The organism is Pseudomonas putida (assembly GCF_028682395.1).
Lineage (GTDB): Bacteria > Pseudomonadota > Gammaproteobacteria > Pseudomonadales > Pseudomonadaceae > Aquipseudomonas > Aquipseudomonas putida_AB.
The window spans coordinates 165,302-189,752 of the sequence record NZ_JANHLC010000007.1 but is presented as its reverse complement, the minus strand read 5'-3'; the positions used below and the strand labels follow the sequence as shown (position 1 = coordinate 189,752).

Genomic DNA, 24,451 nt, shown 5'->3' with positions numbered 1-24,451 from the left:
ATTATCCCATGCAGCACATCATTCAAGTCGACAACACTCTCTGGGCATTGATCAGCCGCCTGCAAGGCAAGGAACTGCAAACACCGTCGCGTAGCGCCCGTTTCCGAATCACGACCGTGATGCAAATCGCGTTGTGATTGAGACCGGGTCGGAAGACTCGCAGTTGGCGCTGACTCGAGCAGCTTTCCAGCAAACGTTGGACTACCTCGCCGATAACAGTCATTTCGGCCAAGCACAAGCGGTGGAAATCAACTCCAACCATACGTACGAAAAAGCCGGCCCACTTTGCCAGGCGGCTCGTTACAGAGCAGAAGGCAAGCCGGGCCGCACCAATATCACTTACATTCTGCCGATTCTGGAGCAGTGCCAGGCAGTCGGCATCCGGTCCACCACCCCAAACAGCACTTGGCTGCTGCCCTGAACAGCTCCTGATATCTTTACAAGGACGCCAACATGTACGCCAAAATGGACACCTTCCGCCCCAGCAGTGCCGCGTCGTTTGATCAACCCTGCAAGGTTACGATCGACATCGAGTTTATCACCGTCTCCTATGACGACGCGGGGCAGACCTGGCAATACCGAGGCCAGGCAAAAGGCCTGGGGCATTACGAACTGCAAGCAGAAGGCTTCGACGGCAGAGCAACGCTGCACCGCTTCGAAGGCTCGAATGTGCTGGAAGGCACTTGGGTCGAAGACGGCGTACGCGGGATGTGGCGAATTGTCTGCCAGCCGATTGATTCGTCATTCGTGCCCACATAAATAAGCTGAACTCGTGTGGGTTTGATGGGCCGCCACGAGGTCATCCGCCTCAACTGGCAGAACAAGACGTACATCAAGGCGGCCAAGCATTGCTATCCGCATGGATTTAGAAGCACTGAAAAGAAGTTCAAGGATGAAAAATGATAGCTCTGAAAGCAAAACTGCTCGCCAAATTCCAGCAATATTCCGTATCCCAACGGTTCTATCTCGCCTCGGTAGTTACGTACCTCATCACGATTGCAGCTTCCCAATATACGGGCATATCCGCGCTAACCATCGGGACGACGGTCGCGGCTGCATTGATAATCTGCGGATTCATTGCCTGGTGCATCCCTTTCGCCCGCTGGCTCCATACAGCATGGGATAAGCCATTCGCCAAAACGCCCATCATCATTATGCATCTGCTTGCACTGCTGATATCCACAGCATGCGCGCGTTTCGCGGTTGCCGAGACGTTAGGGCTGCCCCCTCAAAGTTTTGATCTGACAGTCGGCTTTCTCGCGTTGCTGTTTTACATTCCATCGTGGCTGCTTGTGGTGGCAATACTCCTTGGTCTGACAGCAATGCTGATCATGGTCATCGCGATGATCAGCCTGCCATTCGAAGCAGCCTGGCAACATATGACCCGCTTGACCGCGCTCCTCGGCTTTCAGGCTAAATTCAAGCAATCTCGCAGTATGATCATGTTCCATGGTGCAGGGGCTCTTATCATTAGCGTGCTATTTGCCATGAGCTACGACTACCTTACCGACAACTTCAGCCCGGCCTTCAAGGCCGTGACCAAAGTCATTGCACTACGAAGTGATTTCCACAAGGCCCCAAACTATCCCGACGTGCGGACTGGAGAATATGTGCATCCGTTGGAGAATGGCTTTATTGCCTACGCCCGCGAACAAGAAGACAAAAGTGTCATCATTGGCGTTCGTTTACAGCCTGCCGAGAATTACGATGTCGTGGTGTCGACTATTCCGCCTCTCAAGGTTGCAATGACAACCATGGCAGAACACGTCAAGCAATCCCCTGCGCTGATTTGGCTGCTCAGCAGCGCTGCTTCAGAGACTAAGTCTGACTCGATACTGCGTTAAACCTGGTTGCCGAGCCAGCAGGACAGAAGTTTGAGACATCAGTGGATGAGTCAAGGTCGCACAATCGTCTCTGAAAAAATACGGCATAGCTGTCTGACCCACGACACTGAAACAATCATGGAGGAAACATGCAGATCACATTACGAGGTGAGGACGACCTGGAACAGGCACTTCGCGAGATACATCGACGAGCTTGCACGTATGAGGGACCATTGGTGCACCAGTTCATGGAGCTGGCGAAGCTCAGCGCGCCAGTCGAGCCTGATGAGCCCCTTGGAGAGGAGCCACAGCGTAATAGGTCAAGCAGCGGCTACGCGGAAGCCGCAAGGCGCAGCGAGACCAAAGAGCGATTTGAAGAGGCCCTGTCGTTACTGATGGTGCTGGCTTTTCCGGTGAACAGCGGAACCGAACAGGCAGTTCGCCGGGAACTCAACGAGTTGCTCGCACGCGACCAGCAGGTCGAGTCAATGCATATGCGCGTCGGCAACCGAAAAACCAACCTACGACATAACCTTGGACGGCGCCCGACGAAGCAGCAAATTGCGTTACGGGAAGCGTTGCTCAAATTTCTCCCACGAGAGACCAACGAGGATTTATGAGTACCACTCCATCACCCCTGGCGGCAAGCACCAAGAAAAATAAGAAGAACCAACCGGCAGCACCTGACTTGGTCAAAGCCGTGGGCGCGCTCTTCGATATTGCCGCGAAAGCGCCTCCCCCTCTGCAACTACAAGCGGTGACCCGCGATAAGCTGTACGAAATGCTGGTTCTAGCTCGCTTGCTGAGGGTATTTCGGCGTGCACACCCTAAAGGGTCAATCATTCATCGGCCACCTTCCAAAGGAGGTAAAGCGTCTGAGGTGATTGTGGCGAGTAAACCAGCTCTAGCTGATCGCCAGAGATTCTCACACTTTGATCTGCTCGATGCCGCTGGCCGACCAGTAGGGGAAGCTTGGACATCGGTCGAGTTTGAGTCGCTGAGCTGGGCGCATTACGGCGGATATCCGGGAAACGCCCCCCGCAAGGCCCGACACGAGCTTGACGTCTGTGTACTTGAACCTGGTGCGGGAGAGCGTCCGTCTCACTTGCAGGTCTTTGCGGGGATCAGTTGCAAAGACGTGCGCAGTTCCTCGAAGGAGAACGTACGTGAGGCACTGGGGCTACGGCGCGAAACAGCATTCCTACACCGGCCTGTGCAAAGCCTCGCCCCTTGGTTAGTCACTGAGGTCCCCGCGAAACCGAGTGCACCGATCCTTCTAATCAGCTCCGACGTCGGGGTAAGGAAATACTCATCACCAGTTGACGCCCTGGGGGTCTATGTCCGATTCGTGCGTCGCCCCTGGGAAGCAGAGGTTTAAGCCCTTATTGATCAAACAGCCAAGCCTGGAAATCTAAACGGCATGTTCCTACTTTCGCCGCCACTGACGTTTCGGTGGTGAGCAGCCAGCCTGTCTCTCCCCGTACCGGCATCGTTTGCCCAGGGCCAACATATACCCTGAACAGCTGCATTGGGCGATTGCTACGAGAGCGGATTAGCTTGTCCTTGATGAGCCCTGCACCCTACCTCCAGATCCAATGAGGGATTATACCGAAAGCCATCAACTGCCATACTGGAGTCCGTGAGAAGTCGCCGGTTGCGACGGCTCTCGTACCCCGTGTATCTGGGGGCAAAACTGAGGGCATTATCTGTTTTTATGGTCTTAAACCACCGTCCTAGAGCCATGTCAAAATGTTCTTCGGCGCCTCTGAGAGTCTTTGGGCGTCGTCGGGCAGGCTGTTCATCTGATTATTTCTGCCTTCTCATAGACCATGGAGATCCATTTAATTCCAGAGGATTGCACATTCGAGGTCATATCCAAGGGCATGTATTGGATGTTCTGAGAAAGATGCCCCCAGCCTAACGATCAACAATCTTATTTTTGAACAATCACTCGCTGCTCGCCGTCGAACGCTGTGCAATTGACCTAAGCTCTGTTAGAAAAGTTTTGTGGGAGCAGCTTGCCCCGCGATGGGGTGCGAAGCGCTCCTTTACCCGATATCAAACAGTGTCAAACATGCCGCAAATTCAGGCTTTGCTGCCGCGCTGCGGCAGATCGCGGGGCAAGCACGCCACCATAATTTTCGATGACCATACTTCTCGTACAAAACCTAGCACTACATCGCCAGCACGATAAATCGGGCTCAATGACTTATTGAATTTTCGTTAAAAACCAGAATAATCAACACGCAAGAGAGTACGGATCGCCATATTTTAAAGCAAACAAGCCATCCATACACTCAGTATAGATACTAAACTCCGCATTGCTATACTTCTCATAAAGATCCTGACCCTCGACATCAGAAAGACTGTATCGCCCCGCCACTATGTACATTTGCACACGACTGTCTGTTAATTTATCGATGCCAGAGTACCTATTCCCTGATATCGGCACATGTCCATATTTATTCAACTCAAAAGCAAGACCAAAATATTCACAAACGTCTTCCAATCTCACTTTGCACGAGTTGACCCCAAAGTTAACCAGCGAATATTTGATATCTATAACACAAACCACATTAGGCCCCAAAGGAATCTTCCCTTCAAGAAACTCAACAAATATCCTTTTCAGCCTTGCCCGAAATCCAACAAACGAGTCGAGCAGCCCATCACGGCGAAGTGCATCCACCATGACCCGATGAATTCTACACGCCTGAAAGAAATCATCCGAACACAAATCGTCCGGAAGTGGAATGGCCCAGCCTCGTCCATAGCCACCACACTCAAATTCTATGTCCCTAACAATCTTTTCAGCGATTAGAGGATCACCTTCGACCATAATTTGGACAAGCTTCCCATGCACTTCCTCGATAACATCCAGCGCAGAACAAGCCTTGCCTTTTAACTCTCTGAACCCTGAAGGTATATCACCCCACCAATTGTCAATTGGCTCTAAAAAAACAGGCACTATTGCATTTGAAACCTCAACAACTGGTGGGAGCGCCCAAGAAACAAATTGGCGATTCCTGTCAAAGTCGACTTGCTGCAAGATAGATTCCATTCGATTCAAAGCCAATCTTTTGTTAGCAACCAACAAGTCCTTTCTGGATTTTAGATACCTGTATGATACTCGATACTTAAGAGCACCATTGACATCTACCAAATCGAATGACTCAAAGATCTCCACCCCTGTCACAAGATGAACGGCCGGTGAATCTTCATCACCTGACATACAGAGGAGGAAAAATTCCAATCGCGGTTTATTATCCTCCCCTACCACGTAAGCCTGACTGACGTAATGGGTGGTACTGGAATGCGCAAAAAATTTAACTTGAACAACCCCAAGCGCCGGCGCCCTCCTGTCAAACAAACTTCGACCCATAAGACGGCGCTGGATTATTAGATCTGCCCCTTCAATATCGACGGACCGCTCAAGCACCCAAAAGCGATCTAGTAAAAACGCCCTCGCCCTAGCCTCGCCCAACTCGCCATTTTGCATTGCTTTCAACCATGGCTGGGATTCCATATTAATCTAAGCCCTTCCTTAATAAATATCCACCGCAAAAAAGACAGCGCACTAATTTAGCCAGTCAATTTAAGCACTCGTAATCACTTTCACATCCGAGCCAGATACACTTTTTATGTACGAGTAACTAGTACCGAGCACTGCAAGCTGATCAGACGATATTTTAGCTGCCGAAATGGCGGGTTGAACAATCACAAACCGGAACACCACCTCATGGTCATGGCACTTGTTGCGCAGTAGCTCCAGATCCATGGGTTCCCCCTTGAGGATCCTGTCGAAGCCTTTGGGCAACGATTGCTGGTAGCGGTGCAACAATCGATTGAAGAACTTTTCTTCCGTGTGCAACCACTTCACCGAGCGTGATGCCTGGCCGCAGACCTCGTAGACGTCGGAAACGCGCGCGCCCGGCCGCGCCTCGCCATCTTGCTGAGGGCAATACTTGCAGTGATACAGGTCGACAAAGATGGCGTCCTTGCTTTCCTTGATCGCCACCAGATCGGCGATCTCACCGGCGCCATCATCGTTGAAAATGAACGTGTAATCGTCCTCGATTCGGCTATAGGTGAATCCTTGAACGGTATCCGGGTTGCGGTCCGCCCGCATCGACTCGCTGTGGATCTGAGTCGTGCCCCAATCCCAGGCTTCAATCAGGGCGACCGGCAGCTTCAGGTCCAAACTGTTGGGGGAGAAGTAGCGATAATTACCTTCGACCATCGAACCGTCGACGGCCAGCAACACCAACGGGTTAGTATCCAGATACTGCTCGAACGAGCCCTCTTCAGCGAAGACGATCTTGACCCCCGGGCAGGAGAATTTGTAGCCGTCATCCAACAGCCGGATCGTGATATCAGGCAGTTGGCGCTCCGTGCCATCGACTGCCGTTGCGCTGATGGGCACCTCCAGCGTCAGTGCATCGATTCGCCGAGGCTTGCCCAGTTCGACATCCAGCAAGTTGAACACCTCCGCCAGGTACGCCAGCGAGATCTTCTGCTCATTTTCGATCAGGATCGACGCAGGCCAATCGGAATAGAACAGGCCCTCGGGCCACGCCCGCTCGATCTTTTCCGAGCGAATCACATCCTTTAAAACGTCAGAGGGGTTGATCGTCGCGTCGTTGAGCTTCTGCGAGGCACGCTTGCACCACTCGATCCAGTCGTTGATGCTTGACGCGTTCATCTCCCAGATCTTGCCCTTGTGCGAACAGCCAACGGTGGTGCGCTGGCCATCCTCGTAGCCGGTTGCGAAGATGTTGGACTTCCTCGCCGTGCCGTTCTCGATTTCACTGATGACGGTATTGATGTCGCGCCCGACATGCATGGTGAAGCGCAGATCCTTGCGCATGCGCGACAGGCCCACGTTCTGCAGCTTCATAAGTTTGATGCCGTGCAAGGTGCGGAAGGTCGGCTCGCCGCTGATGCGTCGGGCATCCTTGGCGATCAGGCTCAGGAACCGGTTGGTTTGCGATTCATCCCCGGAAGAGTGGACGAACAGCGTCTTGTCGGGCGCATGATAGTAGGCCAGGTAGAGGATCCAGTTGGTGTCCACAATTGTCGACGTTTGCGCCCAGCCGACAGGCGTTTCGCGCCGCGTTACCATGACGATGGTGTCGGCCTCGTCGTTGATGGACAGGAGCTGCAGCGGCTCTTTCTTTTGCGAGAAGTGCTTGGCCTTCTCGGGTCGCCAGTCGTCACGCTCCAAGTGGTAGGCGATCGCACTGATTTTGGGGTTAGGGTTCAAGCCGAAAATGTCCTCGGCATCGGCATCCTCAGGAAACTGTTCGGTGAACGTTTCTTTTTCGACCTCGCGAGCGATCTTGTCCTGGCTGACATCGCGGATCACCGCACTCCAGTCGGCACTTTCCTTGTACAGCACCGCCATCTGGTAGTCGACTTTCTGGTTGGCTATGTTCGAGACGAACTTGGCGTCACCGAGCGTATCATCGACTCGTGTCAGGCGACCGATAAACTGCAGGGTGACGGCGGGACTGCGGTGCTGGTCGTGGATAGCCGCAATCTTCAGCTCCGGCAAGTCGAAGCCTTCCCCCAGCATGTCCACACAGACAATGATCTTGTATTTCTTTTCGACGATTTCACCCAGTAGTTTGGCCCGATTCGGTACCTTGCTGTGGATGAGAATGGGCGAAAGATCCTCATGCTGTTTGTACAATTCAAACAGTGCGGCGGCACGTTTCTGTGACCGTGCACGCACCATCAGCAGGTGGTTGAACCCTTGCGCGCGGTCGTTTCGCAACAGCTCGACTGCCTTATCAGCCACCACCTGGTCAGCCAGTTCCAAGTTGTACTCGCGCACCGGATGGAACTCGATTGCCTTGAAGTAGCCATCGATCTGGGCATCCTTCAGCGGGTAGTTGTAGATGATCTTGCCATCCAGCGGCTGGTTGTCCTCACGGAACGGCGTGGCCGTGAACTGGAGACAGGGCTTATCCTTGAACGCGGTTTTCACCCGGTCCCAGGTCAGGGCGGCCACGTGGTGCGCCTCATCAATGATCAGGTGGCTGCACGACGCGGCCAAGGCCTCCAAGGCCGGCTGGTCGAAGCGTTGCAGCGCTTGCGGCGTGGCAACGATGACGTTGGCCTCGGCTAGCTGTTGGACCCCGTCAGCCGAAAGGCCTGAACCGATCGCCTGCACCACTGGGTTGAGTGCGGTGACCGAAACGGCACCAATCTCCCGTAGCTTCTTCAGCTCAAGGCATTTCTCAACCAGCTGCGAACGCAACGGGTCGGAAGGCACCAGAACCAGGGTCCTGGGCAACCGCCCGGCGACCAGCAGCCCGAGCATGGTGTCGGTTTTCCCGGTACCGGTCGGCATGACGATCGTGGCGGTCGTGGCGGGTGCCATCACCAGATGCCCCAGCGCGGCGTACAGCGCGGCCAGTTGCGGCTTGCGCAAACCCGGCGTCTGGGTATCCCGAACGGCTAGATTGAAATTGAACAGATGCTGCTGCCAACTGCGATAGACGTCTGCGTACTTCCCTGCTTCAACGGCCATTACGGATACCCGAGTGGTGGATGAGGATTAGCCTTGCCTAGCTACTGGCCACATGCTACCAGCGAAGCTCTGGCGCGGTGTAGCCCTGCCAGCCGCCATCCCCCGCCTTGAGTAACCAATCATCCAGCTCTCAGCCATACACGCCGAGACTGCCATACACTAAGAACCATCGACGACCACCCTGGTCCGTATCAAAAATCGCCAATCGCGATCGCTCCCACATCCGGTACAAATGGGGGCAAAACTGGGGGCACACTTCGATTTTTTCAGGCTGCAACTACCGCCCTAGAGCCTAGTCAAAATGTTTTTTGGCGACCCTGACAGTCTTTAGGCGTTGTCGGGCGGGCTGTTTAGCTGATCAATTCTCCCTTTTTTCCTAGCCTCGAAGAGCCATTTACTTCCAGCCAATGCCTACATTTTGAGCATATTTGAGGGCATGTTTTGAATGGTTTGAAAAGGATGCCCCCAGTCTGAGGCCAAGCAGGCTATTGATACGGATGAATGGACTGAGGGAGATACGAGCCCTACCCGGTATGAATGGCCGAGTCGTAGTGAGCGCGCCTCATACCACGCTGAACAAATGCGTGCAAATGTAAACAATCATGATGGCATAATGCCTCGTCAATCGGCAAAATCCACACACGCCCATAAAGGATTTTAAGGACCGGTTCCAATGACATGGCCAGTCACGCTGAAACTCGACAGCGCAGCCTACCCGCTCAACGTGGTGCAACGCACCGCTTATTCCCTTGCCGATACGTTCACGATCCAGGTCGGCATCGAAGCCAATCAGATAAGCCTCATGGTCCACCCCGCGCAAGCAAGGTTGATGCTTTCCCCGGAGCAGGCCCACTCGCAGATCCTTCAACATCTGAACGACTTCGCCCTACGGGACCATATCAACCGCGAAACAGCAGGGTTGCGCGAAGTCTTGGCTCGAGCCGCGCTCGCTGGATGTGGGATTTCCCAGCATTGATTGCGACAGACGCCAAACACTACTGCTTGCTGCCTTTTCGATTCATGCGCATGAACACGGGACATGACCGTGACATCCTGCTCACCTCAGATACCGGTGAGTACATGCACGTGAGTGACGCGCAATTACGAGCCCTGAGTTCCTTCGACCTTCCAGCCAGTACGCCTCTTTACAAGGACCTGCTGGCCCGCCACTTCATCTACGAACCAGGCCGCGACGATCCGCTCCCGGAAATCGCTCGCACAGTTCGCACAGTTCTCACTACAGCGGCTCGGGTGGCTATAGCGCGCCTCGCTACTACAGCCCACCCGCTGCCAGTACACGAAGCTACAGCGCGCCGACATCAAGCAGCAACAGCCTCTACCAGTCGTCTGGCACTACCAGCGGGACAAGTTCGAGCACTTCAAAGAGCCGCGCGACCAATGAACAGAAAAGCAACCTGGTCACCCGTGTGCAGACCGCGCTGATCATGCGCCAGTATTACCAAGGCACCATTGATGGGGTGATGGGCAAGGCGACACGGGGTGCGTTGATGGCCTTTCAGATGGACAGTGGGCTGACCGTGAATGGCCGGATGGATACGCCATCGCTGAATGCGTTGGGCATCAAGATTCCATAAATCGCTTCAGGTTAAAGCTAGCGTCCATTCAGCAACGAAGAAATTATCCCATGCAGCACATCATTCAAGTCGACCAAACTCTCTGGGCATAGATCAGCGACCTGCAAGATCGTGTCCCTGTAAGTGGTGTAACTCACCCTGCGGCGCTATTAAGCGTCCTCCCCGCCCATGCTTGATCAGCAGAAAACCAGGATTGACCACGTAAGGATTATTCCTTACCATCCCCTCAATAGATCCGGGAGAACGCTCATGCCTGCCATCCACGAAATCGCCACGTTGACCTCGAAGGGGCAGGTCACACTGCCCAAATCCGTTCGCCAGCTACTGGGCATTGACACAGGTGGCAAAATTGCATTCGACATACGCGGCGGAGAAATCGTGGTCAGCCGCGTAGAAACTACCCACGAAGACCCTGCCATCGGTGCGTTCCTGGGTTTGCTGGAGGCTGATATCCGAGGCGGCCGCAACCTCACCACTCTGCCGGAGGACTTGGCGCAAACCATGCTCGCCAACGCAAACCACTGCGTAAACCTGGACGAGGATATCGATGGCGAGGTCGCGATTTGATGCTGCGACATGGCTGGACACTGTTGTTCCATGAAGGTGTGATTTTACAGCTACGCAAATTGCAAGAAGCCGCCGCCCGGGCCGAGCAGAACGACCCGCAAGGTTTTGAAAGCAACGCTAACGTGAAGCTGTTTCGGGCATTGAGCCATCTGATCATGGAGGCTGTGCCTGCCGACCCAGGCCGTGATGAGTTCCGCCAAGGCAACACGCTGGGCACCGCCTACAGGCATTGGCGCCGCGCAAAAATCGGCAGGCGCTTTCGGCTGTTCTTTCGCTACGACTCAAGGTCGAAGGTCATCGTCTATGCATGGGTCAACGACGAAAACACCCTACGCTCCGCAGGTAGCAAATCCGATCCCTACGCGGTATTTGAGAAGATGCTGGGCCGCGGCAACCCTCCTGATGACTGGGATGCGCTGACTGCTGCGACGCGTAGCGACTGGGACGAGCCCAAAGCATAAATTGCGCGAGTGGGTGAGGAATTGCACGTTTGAAACCGATCCCTCCTCGTTGCGTCCACTGGAATCCACTCGTAGCTGCTGTTGAAAGGGGTACATCTGGGGGTACAAATCCAATTTCCCGTTCATAACCTTTTGATTTTTATGAATGCCAGAATGTTTTTTGGCGATCCTGAGAGTCTCTAGGCGTCGTCGGGCAGGCTGTTCACCTGATCATTTCTGCCCATTGACAGCCCCTAAAGATCCATCTCCCAAACCATGCGGAGTGGAGAAGTAAACCGCCCCAGGCTTCTTAGAGACTAAGCGACCACTTCTGGTCAATTGCTCTCACCCATTCCCAACCAGCTCGTGCACGTACACCGCGCCTGACTTTTGTACGCCAGCCCGGATTAGCAGTCGATTCGACGCAAAGAATAAGAGCTCGTACGCCACAGTTCGTCAGACTCATATCCCGAACCATGTGCTCGCAGACGCAATGGCATAATATGCCAATGGTCGAAAGAAACTGTTTGCCGAAGGCTAGAGCTCATTATGGCGACGCGAAACGTTGTGCTCACCCCTCACCAGGAACAGGTTATCCATGACTTGGTGCAGTCCGGCCGTTATCAGAATGCCAGCGAAGTGATGCGAGAAGGTTTACGTTTATTGGAGCGACGCGTCGCCGAAGACACCGCCAAAATTGAGGCCCTGCGTCAGGCGACCTCGATCGGCATCATGGATCTTGAGCACGGGCGCTTTACTCAGGTGAACGAAGGGGATCTGGAGCACTACCTCGAGGACTTGAGCCTGGAGGCAACCCTCCCCGCGAGAGAGAAAGACTGAGCAGGCCGTAGTATTGGATTTCCCACCCGGCGCGCGCCGACATTGTCGACATCCTTAGGCTCTCCCAGACGCAGTTCAGCGATCAAGCACGCCAGCGCTACCAGGCGCTGACCCTCGCGGCGTTGCAAGCGCTTGCCGACACGCCTTATCGCATCGCGATGAGCTTGCACCGGGCCTTCGCAGCTATCACCTCATCTATTCACGCCAGCAGGCCAAACAACCCCGTGGAACGGTCAAAAGCCCACGCCCTATCGTGTTCTATCGTGTGGCAAACGACGACGTGATCGAGGTCGTCAGACTCCTTCATGACGTCATGGAATTGCAGTTGCACTTGCCTAACGACTGATCCGCGACCAGCGGATGAACTTGGGTTTTGTCGAGCACACCAAGCCGCCCCGGGGCAAATCCAGCCGCCCATTCAGGCGCAAAATCGCCGATTTGTTACGCCATAGACGACAGGAATAACTTATACATATATTTTATACTGTATAAGTATTGGTGATTTACAACGTCCATTGACTACGCCCTGATTTGCGCTCAGGCGCTGCGCCCTGCTGCTCTTGCCCCCTCCGAGGATCTACTTGATGAGCACACATCACCGATTATGTCTCATCCTGGGTGATCAACTATCGTTCGACCTCGCATCCCTGCAGGCGCTCAATAAAGCGAGCGATACTGTGCTCCTCGTGGAAGTCATGGAAGAAGCCAGTCACGTGCCTCACCATCCGCAGAAGATCGCCCTGATTTTCAGTGCCATGCGCCATTTCGCCGAGGCTCTTCGACAGCGTGGGTTCAAAGTGCAATACGTGACGCTCGATGACCCGAAAAACAGCGGTTCGGTGCCGAGCGAACTACAGCGCTGGCACGGGTCGTTACAGCCTGATGAAATCCATCTTACGGAGTGCGGCGACTGGCGACTGGAGCGATCAATCAGGGACTGTGGCTTAGCGATACAGTGGCATTCCGACAGTCGTTTTTTGTGCACACGCGAAGCGTTTTGCGCTTGGGCGAACGGCAAAAAGCAGCTGCGTATGGAGTTCTTCTACCGCGAAATGCGGCGCAAGAGCAGACTGCTACTAAATGGCGACGGCAGCCCGTTCGGAGGCGCCTGGAACTTTGATGCAGAAAATCGCAAGGCGTTGCCCAAGGGCGTAAGACCTCCTTCACCGGCCAGGTTTGCTCCAGACGCGATCACCCAGGGCGTACTTGCGCTGGTGGCCAAACACTTCAGCAATCACTATGGCGCGCTCGACACGTTCGACTACCCCGTCACCCACGCCCAAGCTCAGGCGCTATGGGACTACTTCCTCGAATGGGGTCTAGCCGCCTTCGGGGACTATCAAGACGCCATGGCCAGCGACGAGCCATTTCTATTTCATGCGCGTATCAGTGCTGCGCTGAACATCGGACTGCTGGATCTTCGCCAGCTCTGCAGTGATGTGGAGTCTGCATACTTGTCGGGTTACGTTGCGCTCAATGCCGCCGAAGGCTTTATTCGTCAGTTGATCGGCTGGCGGGAATACGTGCGCGGCGTCTATTGGCTGAAGATGCCGGACTATGCCAAAGGTAATGTGTTCGGTAACACCCGGTCACTGCCAGAGTTCTACTGGACAGGCGATACGAAGATGAACTGCATGCGCCAAGCCATCAGCCAAAGCCTGGAGCACGCCTATGCGCACCACATTCAAAGGCTGATGGTGACCGGCAATTTCGCCCTCCTTGCGGGCATCGCCCCCAGTCAAATATGCGAGTGGTATCTGGCGATCTACATGGATGCTTTTGACTGGGTCGAGCTGCCGAACACATTGGGCATGGTCATGCATGCCGATGGCGGGTATCTCGGCTCGAAGCCTTACTGCGCCAGTGGCCAATACATAAAACGCATGTCTGACTATTGTCGTAACTGTGCCTACAAGGTGAGCGAAAGCACCACCGATGACGCCTGCCCTTTCAACTCGCTTTACTGGCACTTCCTGATGCGTCACGGCGATCTTCTGCGCGGCAACCAGCGTATGGGCATGATTTATAAAAACCTTGACCGTATGCCTGAGGCCAAACAGACGGCACTTTGGCAGCGTGGCCAGTTGTTGCTCGCCCGGCTGGATGATGGTGGGACATTTTGAAAAAGGCTGAGCTGCCCGTCAAAATCTGCGCGAACAGCAGGCTGCCGTAACCTCAATAACCTGTTCGACCAGCACGACTACTTGGACAACAGTGTCTGTCCATCAACGATATTGATAGCCCCCTAACGAAAGCCCCATGCTAGAGGGCTTACTGCACGCTCCCATCATTCCGAATGATAGTTACCTTCGCTTCGTTCGATTCGTGCCATCACCCTGCCCCGCCCCATCATCCGCCCAACTTCATACATTGGCGGACTCCCCATGGAACAGTCACTCAAACATTTGCGTTTCCCCCTGGCCGCCCTGGCGGTTCTGGTGATGAGCGCCTGCGGCAAGACGCCGGAAACCAGCGCGGCCATGCCCGCCGCCCAAGTCAGCGTGGCCAAGGTCCTGGAGCAACCCGTCAATGAATGGGATGAGTTCACCGGCCGCCTGGAAGCGCCGGAAACCGTGGAAGTGCGTCCGCGCGTGTCCGGGCAGATCGATCAGGTCGGCTTCACCGAGGGCGCCCTGGTCAAGAAGGGCGACCTGCTTTTTCAAATCGACCCACGGCCCTTCCAGGCTGAAGTCCGTCGCCTCGAAGCTCAACTGCAGCAAGCCCGCGCCAACGCGACCCGCAGCGGCAACGAAGCCGAACGGGGCCGCCGGCTGCTGACCAGCAACGCGATCTCCGCCGAACTCGCCGACTCGCGCACCAGCGCCGCCCTGGAAGCCCGGGCCGGGGTCGATGCAATCCAGGCCCAATTGGACCTGGCCAAGCTCAACCTCAGCTTTACCCGCGTCACGGCGCCGATCAGCGGCCGCGTCAGCCGCGCACTGATCACCGCCGGCAATATCGTCACCGCCGACGTCACGCCGCTGACCAGCCTGGTTTCCACCGACAAGGTCTACGCCTACTTCGACGCCGATGAGCGCGTGTTCCTCAAGTACAGCCAGCTGGCGCGCCAGGGCCAACGCGGCCAGACCACACCGGTATACCTGGGCCTGTCCAACGAAGACGGCAACCCGCACCTGGGCCAGATGAACTTCGTCGACAATCAGGTCAACCCCAAGACCGGCACCATCCGGGGCCGCGCCGTGTTCGACAACCGTGACGGCAGTTTCACCCCGGGGCTGTATGCGCGCCTGAAACTGGTCGGCAGCGGCACCTACTCGGCGGTCCTGATTACCGACGATGCGGTCGGCACCGACCTGGGCAAGAAGTTTGTCCTGGTGATGGACGCCAATAACACCTCGGCCTACCGCGCCGTGGAGTTGGGGCCGAAAATCGAAGGCCTGCGCATTGTGCGCAATGGCCTGAACAAGGACGACACCATTATCGTCAAGGGTCTGCAACGCGTGCGCCCCGGCGCGCCGGTTGCCCCGCAAACCGTGCCCATGGCCAGCCCGGCCACCCTCGCCGCCCTCGCTCAACAACGCCAAGCCCTGGAAGCCAGCAACCTGCCTCAAGTCGCCCCCGCGAAACCCGCGAACGGTACGACGGTGAAGCTGGCGGCTGCGACGCCACGCGGTTAAGGGATACAGACGATGAATTTTTCCCAGTTTTTTATCAAACGGCCGATCTTCGCCGCGGTACTGTCGCTGCTGATCCTGATCGCCGGCAGCATCGCGCTGTTCCAACTGCCTATCAGCGAATACCCGGAAGTCGTGCCGCCCACCGTGGTGGTCCGGGCCAACTTCCCCGGCGCCAACCCCAAGGTCATCGGCGAAACCGTCGCGGCCCCGCTGGAACAAGCCATTACCGGCGTAGAGAACATGCTCTACATGTCCTCGCAGTCGACGGCTGACGGCAAAATCACCCTGACCATCACCTTTGCCCTGGGCACCGACCTGGACAATGCCCAGGTCCAGGTGCAGAACCGCGTGACCCGCACCGAGCCGAAGTTGCCCGAAGAAGTCACCCGGATCGGCATCACCGTCGACAAGGCCTCGCCCGACCTGACAATGGTCGTGCACTTGACCTCGCCGGACCAGCGCTACGACATGCTCTACCTGTCCAACTACGCGCTGCTCAACATCAAGGATGAGCTGGCGCGCTTGGGCGGCGTCGGCGACGTGCAACTGTTCGGCATGGGCGACTACTCGCTGCGGGTCTGGCTCGATCCGAACAAAACCGCCTCGCGCAACCTGACCGCCACTGACGTGGTCAACGCCATTCGCGAGCAGAACCGCCAGGTCGCCGCCGGGGCCCTTGGCGCGCCGCCAGCACCGACAGCCACCAGCTTCCAGCTCTCGATCAACGCCCAGGGCCGCCTGGTGTCTGAGGAAGAGTTCGAGAACATCATTATTCGCGTCGGCGACGACGGCGAGATCACCCGCCTCAAGGACATCGCCCGGGTGGAGCTGGGCTCCAGCCAGTACGCCCTGCGCTCCCTGCTGAACAACCAGCCGGCGGTGGCGATTCCGATCTTCCAGCGCCCGGGCTCCAACGCCATCCAGATCTCCAATGAAGTGCGGGACAAAATGGCGGAGTTGAAGAAGAACTTCCCCGAAGGCATGGACTTCAGCATCGTCTACGACCCGACCATCTTCGTCCGCGGCTCCATCGAAGCGGTGGTGCACACCCTGTTCGAAGCACTGATCCTGGTCGTGCTGGTGGTGATCCTGTTCCTGCAGACCTGGCGCGCCTCGATCATTCCCCTGGCAGCCGTGCCGGTGTCGCTGATCGGCACCTTTGCCGTGATGCACATGTTCGGCTTCTCGCTCAACGCCCTGTCGCTGTTCGGCCTGGTCCTGGCCATCGGGATCGTGGTCGACGATGCGATCGTGGTGGTGGAAAACGTCGAGCGTAATATCGGCCTGGGCCTGGAACCGGTGGAAGCCACCCAGCGCGCCATGCGCGAAGTGACCGGCCCCATCGTCGCCACCGCCCTGGTGCTGTGCGCGGTGTTTATCCCGGCAGCGTTTATCTCCGGGCTGACAGGCCAGTTCTATAAGCAGTTCGCCCTGACCATTGCGATCTCCACGGTGATCTCGGCCTTTAACTCCCTGACCCTGTCGCCTGCGCTGGCGGCGGTCCTGCTCAAAAGCCATGACACGCCCAAGGACCGCTTCTCGAAGATCCTTGACCGGCTGCTGGGCGGCTGGCTGTTCCGTCCGTTCAACCGCTTTTTCGACCGGGCCAGCCATGGCTATGTCAGCACCGTGACCCGGGTCATCCGCAGCAGCGGGATTGCCCTGCTGCTCTACGCCGGCTTGATGGTCCTGACCTGGTTCGGTTTCTCCAGCACCCCGACCGGCTTCGTGCCTGCCCAGGACAAACAGTACCTGGTGGCCTTTGCCCAACTGCCGGATGCCGCGAGCCTGGACCGCACCGAAGACGTGATCAAGCGCATGTCCGACCTGGCCCTCAAGCAACCAGGCGTGGAAAGCGCGGTGGCCTTCCCCGGCCTGTCGATCAACGGCTTCACCAATAGCCCCAACAGCGGCATCGTGTTTGTCACGCTCAAGCCCTTCAACGAGCGCAAGGACCCGAGCCAGTCGGCCGGCGCCATTGCCGGTGCGTTGAACGGCCAGTACGCCGGGATCCAGGAAGCCTATATGGCGATCTTCCCGCCACCACCGGTCCAGGGCCTGGGCACCATCGGCGGTTTCCGCCTGCAGATCGAAGACCGGGGCAACCTGGGCTATGACGAGCTGTACAAGGAAACCATGAACATCATCAACAAGAGCCACAACGTGCCGGAGCTGGCCGGGCTGTTTACCAGCTACACGGTCAACGTGCCCCAGGTCGATGCCGCCATCGACCGGGAAAAAGCCAAGACCCACGGCGTGGCCGTCAGCGACATCTTCGACACCCTGCAGGTCTACCTGGGTTCACTGTATGCCAACGACTTCAACCGTTTCGGCCGTACCTACCAGGTCAATGTCCAGGCCGAGCAGCAGTTCCGCCTCGAGCCCGAGCAGATCGGCCAGCTCAAGGTGCGCAACGACAAGGGCGAGATGATCCCGCTGGCGACCTTTATCAAGGTCACCGACACCTCGGGGCCGGATCGGGTCATGCACTACAACGGCTTTATCACTGCGGAAATCAACGGCAACGCCGCACCGGGCTACAGCTCCGGCCAGGCCGAGCAGGCGATCGAGAGACTGCTCAAGGCCGAGCTGCCCAACGGCATGACCTACGAGTGGACCGACCTGACGTACCAGCAGATTCTCTCCGGCAACACCGCGCTGTTCGTCTTCCCGCTCTGCGTGCTGCTGGCGTTCCTGGTGCTCGCCGCGCAGTACGAAAGCTGGAGCCTGCCGCTGGCGGTGATCCTGATCGTACCGATGACCCTGCTCTCAGCCATCGTCGGGGTGATTGCCTCGGGCGGTGACAACAATATCTTCACCCAGATCGGGCTGATCGTATTGGTGGGCCTGGCGTGCAAGAACGCGATCCTGATCGTCGAGTTCGCCAAGGACAAACAGGAAGAAGGCCTCGACCCGCTCAGCGCGGTACTCGAAGCCTGCCGCCTGCGGCTGCGGCCGATCCTGATGACGTCCTTCGCGTTCATCATGGGGGTGGTCCCGCTGGTGTTCTCCAGTGGCGCCGGGGCCGAGATGCGCCATGCCATGGGTGTGGCGGTGTTCTCCGGGATGCTGGGCGTCACCTTCTTCGGCCTGCTGTTGACGCCGGTGTTCTATGTCCTGATCCGCCGGTTCGTCGAACGCGGTGAAGCACGCAAGGCGGCTCGGGCACTCTCTCTGGAGGCACGACCATGAGTATCAAGGCCTTTCTGCCGAGCCTGCTGGTCCTGGCCCTGAGCGCCTGCGCCGTGGGCCCGGACTACGCCACGGCACCGCTGGCACCGGCGCACGTCGACGCCTCGGGCAACGACGCCAGCAGCCAGAAAAACTTCGACCGGGCGCGCTTCGAGCGGATCTGGTGGCAGCAGTTCGACGACCCGACCCTCAACCAGTTGGTCAGCCAGTCGCTGCAGGGCAACCGTGAACTGCGCGTGGCCTTTGCCCGTTTGCGCGCAGCCCGGGCGATCCGCGACGACGCCAGCAACGACGCCATGCCGACCATCACCAGCCGCGTCAGCAGCGACCTGGGCAAAGGCCAGATTCCCGGCCAGACCGAAAAAAGGGTCAATAGCGAGCGCTATGACCTAGGCCTGGACATGGCCTGGGAGCTGGACCTGTTCGGCCGGATCCAGCGCACCCTGGAAGCCAGCGAGGCCGACCAGCAAGCCGCCGAAGCCGACCTGTACCAGCTGCAGGTCAGCCTGATCGCCGAACTGGTCGATGCCTACGGGCAACTGCGCGGTGCCCAGTTGCGGGAAAAGATCGCCCTGGCCAACCTGAAGAACCAGCAGGATTCGCGCACCATCACCGAAAGCCTGCGCGACGCCGGCGTCGGCGATCAGCTCGATGTGGTCCGCGCCGATGCACGCCTGGCCGCCGTCGAAGCCAGCGTGCCGCAATTGCAGGCCGAACAGGCCCGCCAGCGCAATCGCATCGCCACCTTGCTCGGTGAACGAGCGGACACGCTGAGCGTCAACCTCAGCCCGGCCGAACTGCCGGCCATTGCCAAGGCCCTGCCCATCGGCGATCCGGGGGAGCTGCTGCAACGCCGACCGGATATCCGCAGCGCCGAACGCAAGCTCGCCGCCGCCACCGCGCGCATCGGCGTGGCCAAGGCCGACCTGTTCCCGCGGGTCAGCCTCAGTGGCTTCCTCGGCTTTACCGCCGGACGCGGTTCGCAGATCGGCTCCTCGGCCGCCAATGCCTGGGCGCTGGGCCCAAGCATCACCTGGGCGGCCTTCGACCTGGGCAGTGTGCGGGCACGCCTGCGCGGGGCCGATGCCGAGGCCGATGGCGCCCTGGCCAGCTATGAACAGCAGGTGCTGCTAGCCCTGGAAGAGTCTGGAAATGCCTTTAGCGACTACGCCAAGCGCCAGCAACGCCTGGTTTCGCTGATCCGCCAGAGCGAATCGAGCCGCACCGCCGCCGACCTGGCGGCCATTCGGTATCGCGAAGGCACCGTGGACTTCCTGGTTCTGCTCGACGCCCAGCGCGAGCGCCTGGCCGCCGAAGACAGCCAGGCCCAGGCCGAGGTCGAGCTGTACCGCGGCATCGTCGCCATCTACAAGGCCCTGGGTGGCGGCTGGCAGCCGGAGCAGGTCGCCAGCATGCGCTGATTCACCGTCTCCTTTGGTTGGTCGCATCCAACCGTTTAGCCCCGCGTTCATTCGGTCGCGGGGCTTTTTTTTGCCCCGTATCAAACCGCCGTCCGCACTTTGTGTGACTATGGCCCGCTTCGTCGAAAGCCACGGTGGCCGACTATAGGCCTGACAGGCAGCCGGGCATGACAGGAGTCAACGGATGGCGCTCAAACTCTTCACCTTGTTCCCTGCCCATCGCCTGGCCGACCTGGCCAGCGCCGGGTCACTACGGGCCATGCGCGAGGGGCTGTTGTGGGTGTTGCCCTGTCTGCTGCTGGCCGCCGCCTTCCTGATCAGCGGCGAACTCGCCCGTGTCCTCGGCCTGCCCGAGCCACTGGTGGAATTACTCGTCAGCCTGTATCAGCACCTCAGTGCGACCATGCCACTGCTGATCGCGGCCTCCATCGGCTATATGCTCGCCATCCGCCATCGCCTGCCCCAGGTGCCGGTGGCGTTTCTGTGCCTGAGCCAGGTAGTGATCGCTGCTCATCTGCTTGCAGACTCGCCCCGGGCCGCCGCCACCCTGGTGCTGTTCATCGCCATTGTCCTGCCCCTGGTCAACGTACCGCTACTGGCCCACCTGCACCGCCAGCGCTGGACCTGGCTGGTACGCCATGACCTGGTGGGGTTCAACGTCAAGGACACCATCAATATGGTGATCCCCGGGCTGCTCAGCGCTGGCCTGCTGGTGGCACTGCTCTGGCTGATGCTGCAGCTGGGGGCCACCGCCGAGTTGCACGTCCCCTTCGACCTGCATTCGCTGGACAGCCCCTACCTGAGCGGCATGCTGGTCAGCGCCCTGAACTCGGTGCTGTGGTTTTTCGGTATCCACGGCTACCACGCCATGCAGCCCTTTTTCGCCGTGCTGGACCAGGCCGTGGTGGTCAACGCCGGGTTGCTGAGCCATGGCCAGCCTGCAGCCTATGCCCTCAACAGCGGCCTGCTCGGCTGCTTTGCCTTTATCGGCGGCTCCGGCGGCACACTGTCGCTGGTCCTGGCCATCCTGGTGTTTTCGCGCAGCCGTTCCCTGCGGCTGCTGGCCATCGCCGGGGCGCCCCTGGCACTGCTCAATGTCAACGAAGTGCTGCTGTTTGGCTTGCCGATCATCCTCAACCCGCGCCTGTGCGTGCCGTTTGTGCTGGTGCCGGTGCTCAATACCCTGCTGGCGGTCAGCGCGGTGCAACTGGGCTGGGTCGCACCCGCCGTCGCCAGCCTGCCCCTGACCTCGCCCATGCTGCTCAATGCCTACCTGAGCAGTGGCGGCGACTTCGCGGCCGTGGCCCTGCAACTGGGCCTGGCCGGCTTCGGCACCCTGGTCTACGCGCCCTTCGTCCTGGCCCTCCATCGGCGCAACCAGGGCAAACGGAGCGTCTACCTCAAGACCTTCGACGCGACCTTTCGCGGGCTCGAAGAAAAAGGCCGCTTCCATGAACAGGACCCGGTCACCCAGGCCTACACGCACGCGGCGGCTCAGGCGCTGCAACTGGAGCGAATCCGCCGGATCAGCCAGTACGACTTCCACCTGGAATACCAGCCGCAGTTCTCCCGGACCACCGGCCATTGCACCGGCTGCGAGGCGCTGATCCGCGCCCGCGATCACGATGGCAACGCCCACGAGCCCTGGGAGTTTCTCAAGTGGCTGGACGAGGCCGGGATGATGGCCGAGGTCGACCTGTGGGTCGCCAGGCAGGCGCTGGAGCAGCAGCACCGCTGGCAGCAGGTCGATTTCGCGCTGCCAATCACCATCAATGTCACCGCCGCGACGTTAAGCGATGAACAACACAGCGAGCGCCTGCTGGAGATCCTCGCCGAAGCCGGCGGCAATATTTCTCTGGAACTGACCGAGAGCGCGCTGGTGGGCGACGTCCCGGCAACCCACCGGCTGATCGAGCGCCTGCACCGCATTGGCGCCAAGCTGTCTATCGACGACTTCGGGACCGGCTACTCGGCGCTCAGTTACCTGCACCAGTTCAAGGTCGACGTGGTCAAGATCGACCGCAGCTTTGTCGTGGCCCAGCGCGACGCCCATGGCGAAAGGCTGCTCAATGGCCTGCTGCGCTTTTGCGAAGTGCTCGAACTGGGCATCGTGGTCGAAGGGGTGGAAACCCGCGAGCAACTCGACGCCCTGCAATCGTCCACCGAGCTGATTATCCAGGGCTGGTACTTCAGCCCGGCGCTGGAGGGCGAGCAATTGCCCGCGCGGGTTCGCGAGATCAACCAGCGCGGCCTCGCGTGGGCGCCATAGAGCGAGTCGATCAAGCGGTCAGTCGAGGTGATTGGACACGGCAGGGCACGGCTTCTAGTCTTTGTGCGCCGCGAAAGCCCCTGAAGAACGACTCCCGCCGATGATCGTGCGTCCCAAGCCCAACCTGTTTGCCATCCTGTTCTCCCTCAAGGGCTCGATCGCCCGGCGCATTGCCTGGCGCTGCCTGCTGGTGACCCTCCTGGCCGCGGCCATCGTGCTGGTGGAAACCTTGCACCCGGCCTACTTTTCCAAGGTCAATGCCACCCCATTCACCCTGCTCGGGCTGTCGCTGTCGATCTTCATGAGTTTTCGCAACAACGCTTGCTACGACCGCTGGTGGGAAGGTCGCAAGCAGCTGGGCCAATTGATCGTCGAAGTCCGCTCGCTGATTCGCGAGACCCAGGTGCTGCACGACAGCGCCGAGCGCCAGTTGCTGTTGCGCGAGTTGTGCGGTTACGCCCATGGCCTGATCGCCCGCCTGCGCGGCGAAAATGAAGTCAGCGCCAGTGCCGCCTGGCTCGACCGGCCGCTGGACATCCACCACCCCAACCCCACCGACAGCCTGCTCCAGCGCATTGGCGCGCGCTGTTCGACATTGACCGAAACCGGCTCGTTCAGCGAGTGGCGCTACACCGTCCTGGCCGCCCGGCTGGCCAGCCTGAGCCAGGTCCAGGCCGCCTGCGAGCGGATCAAGAGCACGCCGCTGCCCTTCCCCTATACCCTGCTGCTGCACCGGACCATCTACCTGTTCTGCCTGCTGCTGCCCTTTGCCATGGCCGAGCCGCTGGGCTGGATGACCCCGCTGTTCACCGCCATCGTCAGCTACACCTTCCTGGGCCTGGATGAGATCGGCAATGACCTGGAAGACCCGTTCGGCTTCGATGAAAACGACCTGCCCTGCAACGCCCTGGTCCGCACCATTGAACGGGAGATCCTCGCCGCACTGGGCGAGACCGCGCTACCCGAGCCCTTGCAGCCCGTCGAATACGTACTGGATTGAGCCCGGTTTGACTCCCGGGCCCCACTGACCGAAGCTGGCGACCTCGAAAAAGCTCGCCAGTTGCGGATTTGTCCATGCTTACGCCCCGCCGTTACCTGCTTTGTGGCTTCGCCCTGCTCCTGGCCATCGGCCTGGTCGGCCTATGGCTGCGCCCCCCTGCCAGCCCGACCGCACCGGCGCTGCAACACAGCTATGCCAAGGCCCTGGCCCAAGCCCACAACGGCCAGCCCGGCGCCGCGCGCGTGCTGTACCAGCAGTTGGCTCGCGAGGATTTGTCGGAGATCCGCCGTGCCAGCCTGTATGCCGAACTGCCCAACTACCCCAGCCCCCTGGCCCTGAAACTGGCGAGCCAAGACCTCAAGCACCCGGCACCGCTGGTCCGCCAGGCAGCCATCGCGGCCATCGTCGGCCTGGTGCCTGGCGGGCAGCGCAGCCTGCTGCTCGGGCCGCTGCTCGATGACAGCGAACAGAGCGTGCGCTTTGCCGCCGCCAACGCCTTGCTCGGCCTATCGCCGGATGAAATCGGCTTGTACTTCGGCCCGTTGCAGCAGGTGCTGGAGGAATACGAGCAGGCGCTCAAGCAGCAGCCGGACGATGCCCAGGCGCTATTCCAGCTGGCTCGCCTGTACCTGCACGAAGGCCAACTGCCCGCCGCCGAAGCCAGCCTGGAACAGGTCCTGAGCCTGGAGCCGCAGTACCTGCAGGCCGTGGTCGCCCAGGCCGAACTGCTGGAAAAACAGGGCCAGGACGCCCGCGCCAGGCAGCTGCTGGCCAGCCAGTTGCAGCGCCAGCCCGACTCGGCCTACCTGCAACATGCCCTGGGCCTCTGGCTGCTGCGCCATGACCAGGACGAATACGCCCTGCTGGCACTGGCCAAGGCGGTCGAACTGGAGCCGGACAACCCCGACTTTCGCTATGACCTGGCCATCGCCCTGCACGACCTGGATCAGTTGGAAGCCGCCCAGCGCCAGCTCGAAGAAATCCTCAAGCGCCAACCCGCCCAGCGCAAGGCGCGGATCTTGCTGATCGGCTACTGGAAGGAAAGCGGCCAACTGCAGAATGTCCAGGTGCTGTTGGCCCAACTGGAACAGCAGAACCCCGACGACCCAGCCCTGCAACAAGGGCTCTAGGCGC

At 58.8% G+C, this 24,451-nt stretch carries 18 protein-coding genes and 3 pseudogenes; 19 read left to right on the top strand and 2 right to left on the bottom strand.

Annotated features, from left to right (window positions below):
- The first annotated feature begins 8 nt into the window (after positions 1 to 8).
- The 5 genes from NPS46_RS17700 to NPS46_RS17680 all read left to right on the top strand — a co-directional run bounded on the left by NPS46_RS17700 (position 9) and on the right by NPS46_RS17680 (position 2,443).
- Entirely contained in the window at positions 9 to 137 is a 129-nt protein-coding gene (locus NPS46_RS17700; RefSeq protein ID WP_274109357.1) for a hypothetical protein, read from the top strand.
- Positions 134 to 421 carry a hypothetical protein gene (locus NPS46_RS17695; protein ID WP_274109355.1) on the top strand — a complete coding sequence of 96 codons (288 nt, stop codon included), beginning with the start codon at positions 134 to 136 and terminating at the stop codon, positions 419 to 421. Before NPS46_RS17700 ends, NPS46_RS17695 begins: the two co-directional genes overlap by 4 nt.
- A gap of 32 nt (positions 422 to 453) precedes the next feature.
- Positions 454 to 759 (top strand): hypothetical protein, encoded by a 306-nt coding sequence (locus NPS46_RS17690; RefSeq protein WP_003256906.1) that lies wholly within the window; start codon positions 454 to 456, stop codon positions 757 to 759.
- A 140-nt stretch (positions 760 to 899) separates the two neighbouring features.
- Positions 900 to 1,844: a hypothetical protein gene (locus tag NPS46_RS17685; protein WP_274109353.1), complete on the top strand. Its 945-nt coding sequence runs from the start codon at positions 900 to 902 to the stop codon at positions 1,842 to 1,844.
- A 128-nt stretch (positions 1,845 to 1,972) separates the two neighbouring features.
- Positions 1,973 to 2,443, top strand: a complete 471-nt coding sequence (locus tag NPS46_RS17680; RefSeq protein WP_274109351.1) for a hypothetical protein — start codon at positions 1,973 to 1,975, stop codon at positions 2,441 to 2,443.
- A 1,619-nt stretch (positions 2,444 to 4,062) separates the two neighbouring features.
- Here the strand turns inward: NPS46_RS17680 and NPS46_RS17675 are convergent.
- Together NPS46_RS17675 and NPS46_RS17670 are read right to left on the bottom strand one after the other, a co-directional pair.
- On the bottom strand, positions 4,063 to 5,346 hold the full coding sequence (locus NPS46_RS17675) for a hypothetical protein (RefSeq protein WP_274109350.1): 1,284 nt from the start codon (positions 5,344 to 5,346) through the stop codon (positions 4,063 to 4,065).
- 69 nt (positions 5,347 to 5,415) lie between these two features.
- On the bottom strand, positions 5,416 to 8,355 hold the full coding sequence (locus tag NPS46_RS17670; protein ID WP_122436955.1) for a DEAD/DEAH box helicase: 2,940 nt from the start codon (positions 8,353 to 8,355) through the stop codon (positions 5,416 to 5,418).
- 673 nt (positions 8,356 to 9,028) lie between these two features.
- Here NPS46_RS17670 and hxsD point away from each other — a divergent pair.
- The 14 genes and pseudogenes from hxsD to NPS46_RS17610 all read left to right on the top strand — a co-directional run bounded on the left by hxsD (position 9,029) and on the right by NPS46_RS17610 (position 24,447).
- The gene (hxsD, locus tag NPS46_RS17665; protein ID WP_274109348.1) at positions 9,029 to 9,331 is read left to right on the top strand and encodes a His-Xaa-Ser system protein HxsD; all 303 of its coding nucleotides are present in this window, start codon (positions 9,029 to 9,031) and stop codon (positions 9,329 to 9,331) included.
- Positions 9,310 to 9,585: pseudogene (locus NPS46_RS25195) on the top strand (His-Xaa-Ser system radical SAM maturase HxsB); the annotation flags it as partial. The gene hxsD and the pseudogene NPS46_RS25195, both read left to right, overlap by 22 nt.
- Positions 9,567 to 9,950, top strand: a pseudogene (gene hxsA, locus NPS46_RS17660) (His-Xaa-Ser repeat protein HxsA); the annotation flags it as partial. The pseudogenes NPS46_RS25195 and hxsA, both read left to right, overlap by 19 nt.
- Positions 9,951 to 10,199: 249 nt before the next feature.
- The gene (locus tag NPS46_RS17655; protein WP_274109346.1) at positions 10,200 to 10,517 is read left to right on the top strand and encodes a type II toxin-antitoxin system PrlF family antitoxin; all 318 of its coding nucleotides are present in this window, start codon (positions 10,200 to 10,202) and stop codon (positions 10,515 to 10,517) included.
- Entirely contained in the window at positions 10,517 to 10,978 is a 462-nt protein-coding gene (locus NPS46_RS17650; protein ID WP_253096175.1) for a type II toxin-antitoxin system YhaV family toxin, read from the top strand. Before NPS46_RS17655 ends, NPS46_RS17650 begins: the two co-directional genes overlap by 1 nt.
- Before the next feature lie 528 nt (positions 10,979 to 11,506).
- Positions 11,507 to 11,797, top strand: a complete 291-nt coding sequence (locus tag NPS46_RS17645) for a type II toxin-antitoxin system ParD family antitoxin (RefSeq protein ID WP_274109343.1) — start codon at positions 11,507 to 11,509, stop codon at positions 11,795 to 11,797.
- 17 nt (positions 11,798 to 11,814) lie between these two features.
- Positions 11,815 to 12,143 (top strand): annotated as a pseudogene (locus NPS46_RS25190) (type II toxin-antitoxin system RelE/ParE family toxin).
- A 238-nt stretch (positions 12,144 to 12,381) separates the two neighbouring features.
- On the top strand, positions 12,382 to 13,920 hold the full coding sequence (locus NPS46_RS17640) for a cryptochrome/photolyase family protein (protein ID WP_274109341.1): 1,539 nt from the start codon (positions 12,382 to 12,384) through the stop codon (positions 13,918 to 13,920).
- A gap of 261 nt (positions 13,921 to 14,181) precedes the next feature.
- Entirely contained in the window at positions 14,182 to 15,435 is a 1,254-nt protein-coding gene (gene mexE / locus NPS46_RS17635; protein WP_274109339.1) for a multidrug efflux RND transporter periplasmic adaptor subunit MexE, read from the top strand.
- Between the two features lie 12 nt (positions 15,436 to 15,447).
- On the top strand, positions 15,448 to 18,627 hold the full coding sequence (locus tag NPS46_RS17630) for an efflux RND transporter permease subunit (RefSeq protein ID WP_274109337.1): 3,180 nt from the start codon (positions 15,448 to 15,450) through the stop codon (positions 18,625 to 18,627).
- Positions 18,624 to 20,048 (top strand): efflux transporter outer membrane subunit, encoded by a 1,425-nt coding sequence (locus NPS46_RS17625; RefSeq protein WP_274109335.1) that lies wholly within the window; start codon positions 18,624 to 18,626, stop codon positions 20,046 to 20,048. Before NPS46_RS17630 ends, NPS46_RS17625 begins: the two co-directional genes overlap by 4 nt.
- Positions 20,049 to 20,232: 184 nt before the next feature.
- On the top strand, positions 20,233 to 22,317 hold the full coding sequence (locus NPS46_RS17620) for an EAL domain-containing protein (RefSeq protein ID WP_274109333.1): 2,085 nt from the start codon (positions 20,233 to 20,235) through the stop codon (positions 22,315 to 22,317).
- A gap of 100 nt (positions 22,318 to 22,417) precedes the next feature.
- The gene (locus tag NPS46_RS17615) at positions 22,418 to 23,317 is read left to right on the top strand and encodes a bestrophin family protein (RefSeq protein WP_274109331.1); all 900 of its coding nucleotides are present in this window, start codon (positions 22,418 to 22,420) and stop codon (positions 23,315 to 23,317) included.
- A gap of 74 nt (positions 23,318 to 23,391) precedes the next feature.
- On the top strand, positions 23,392 to 24,447 hold the full coding sequence (locus NPS46_RS17610; protein WP_274109329.1) for a tetratricopeptide repeat protein: 1,056 nt from the start codon (positions 23,392 to 23,394) through the stop codon (positions 24,445 to 24,447).
- Positions 24,448 to 24,451: the final 4 nt, after the last annotated feature.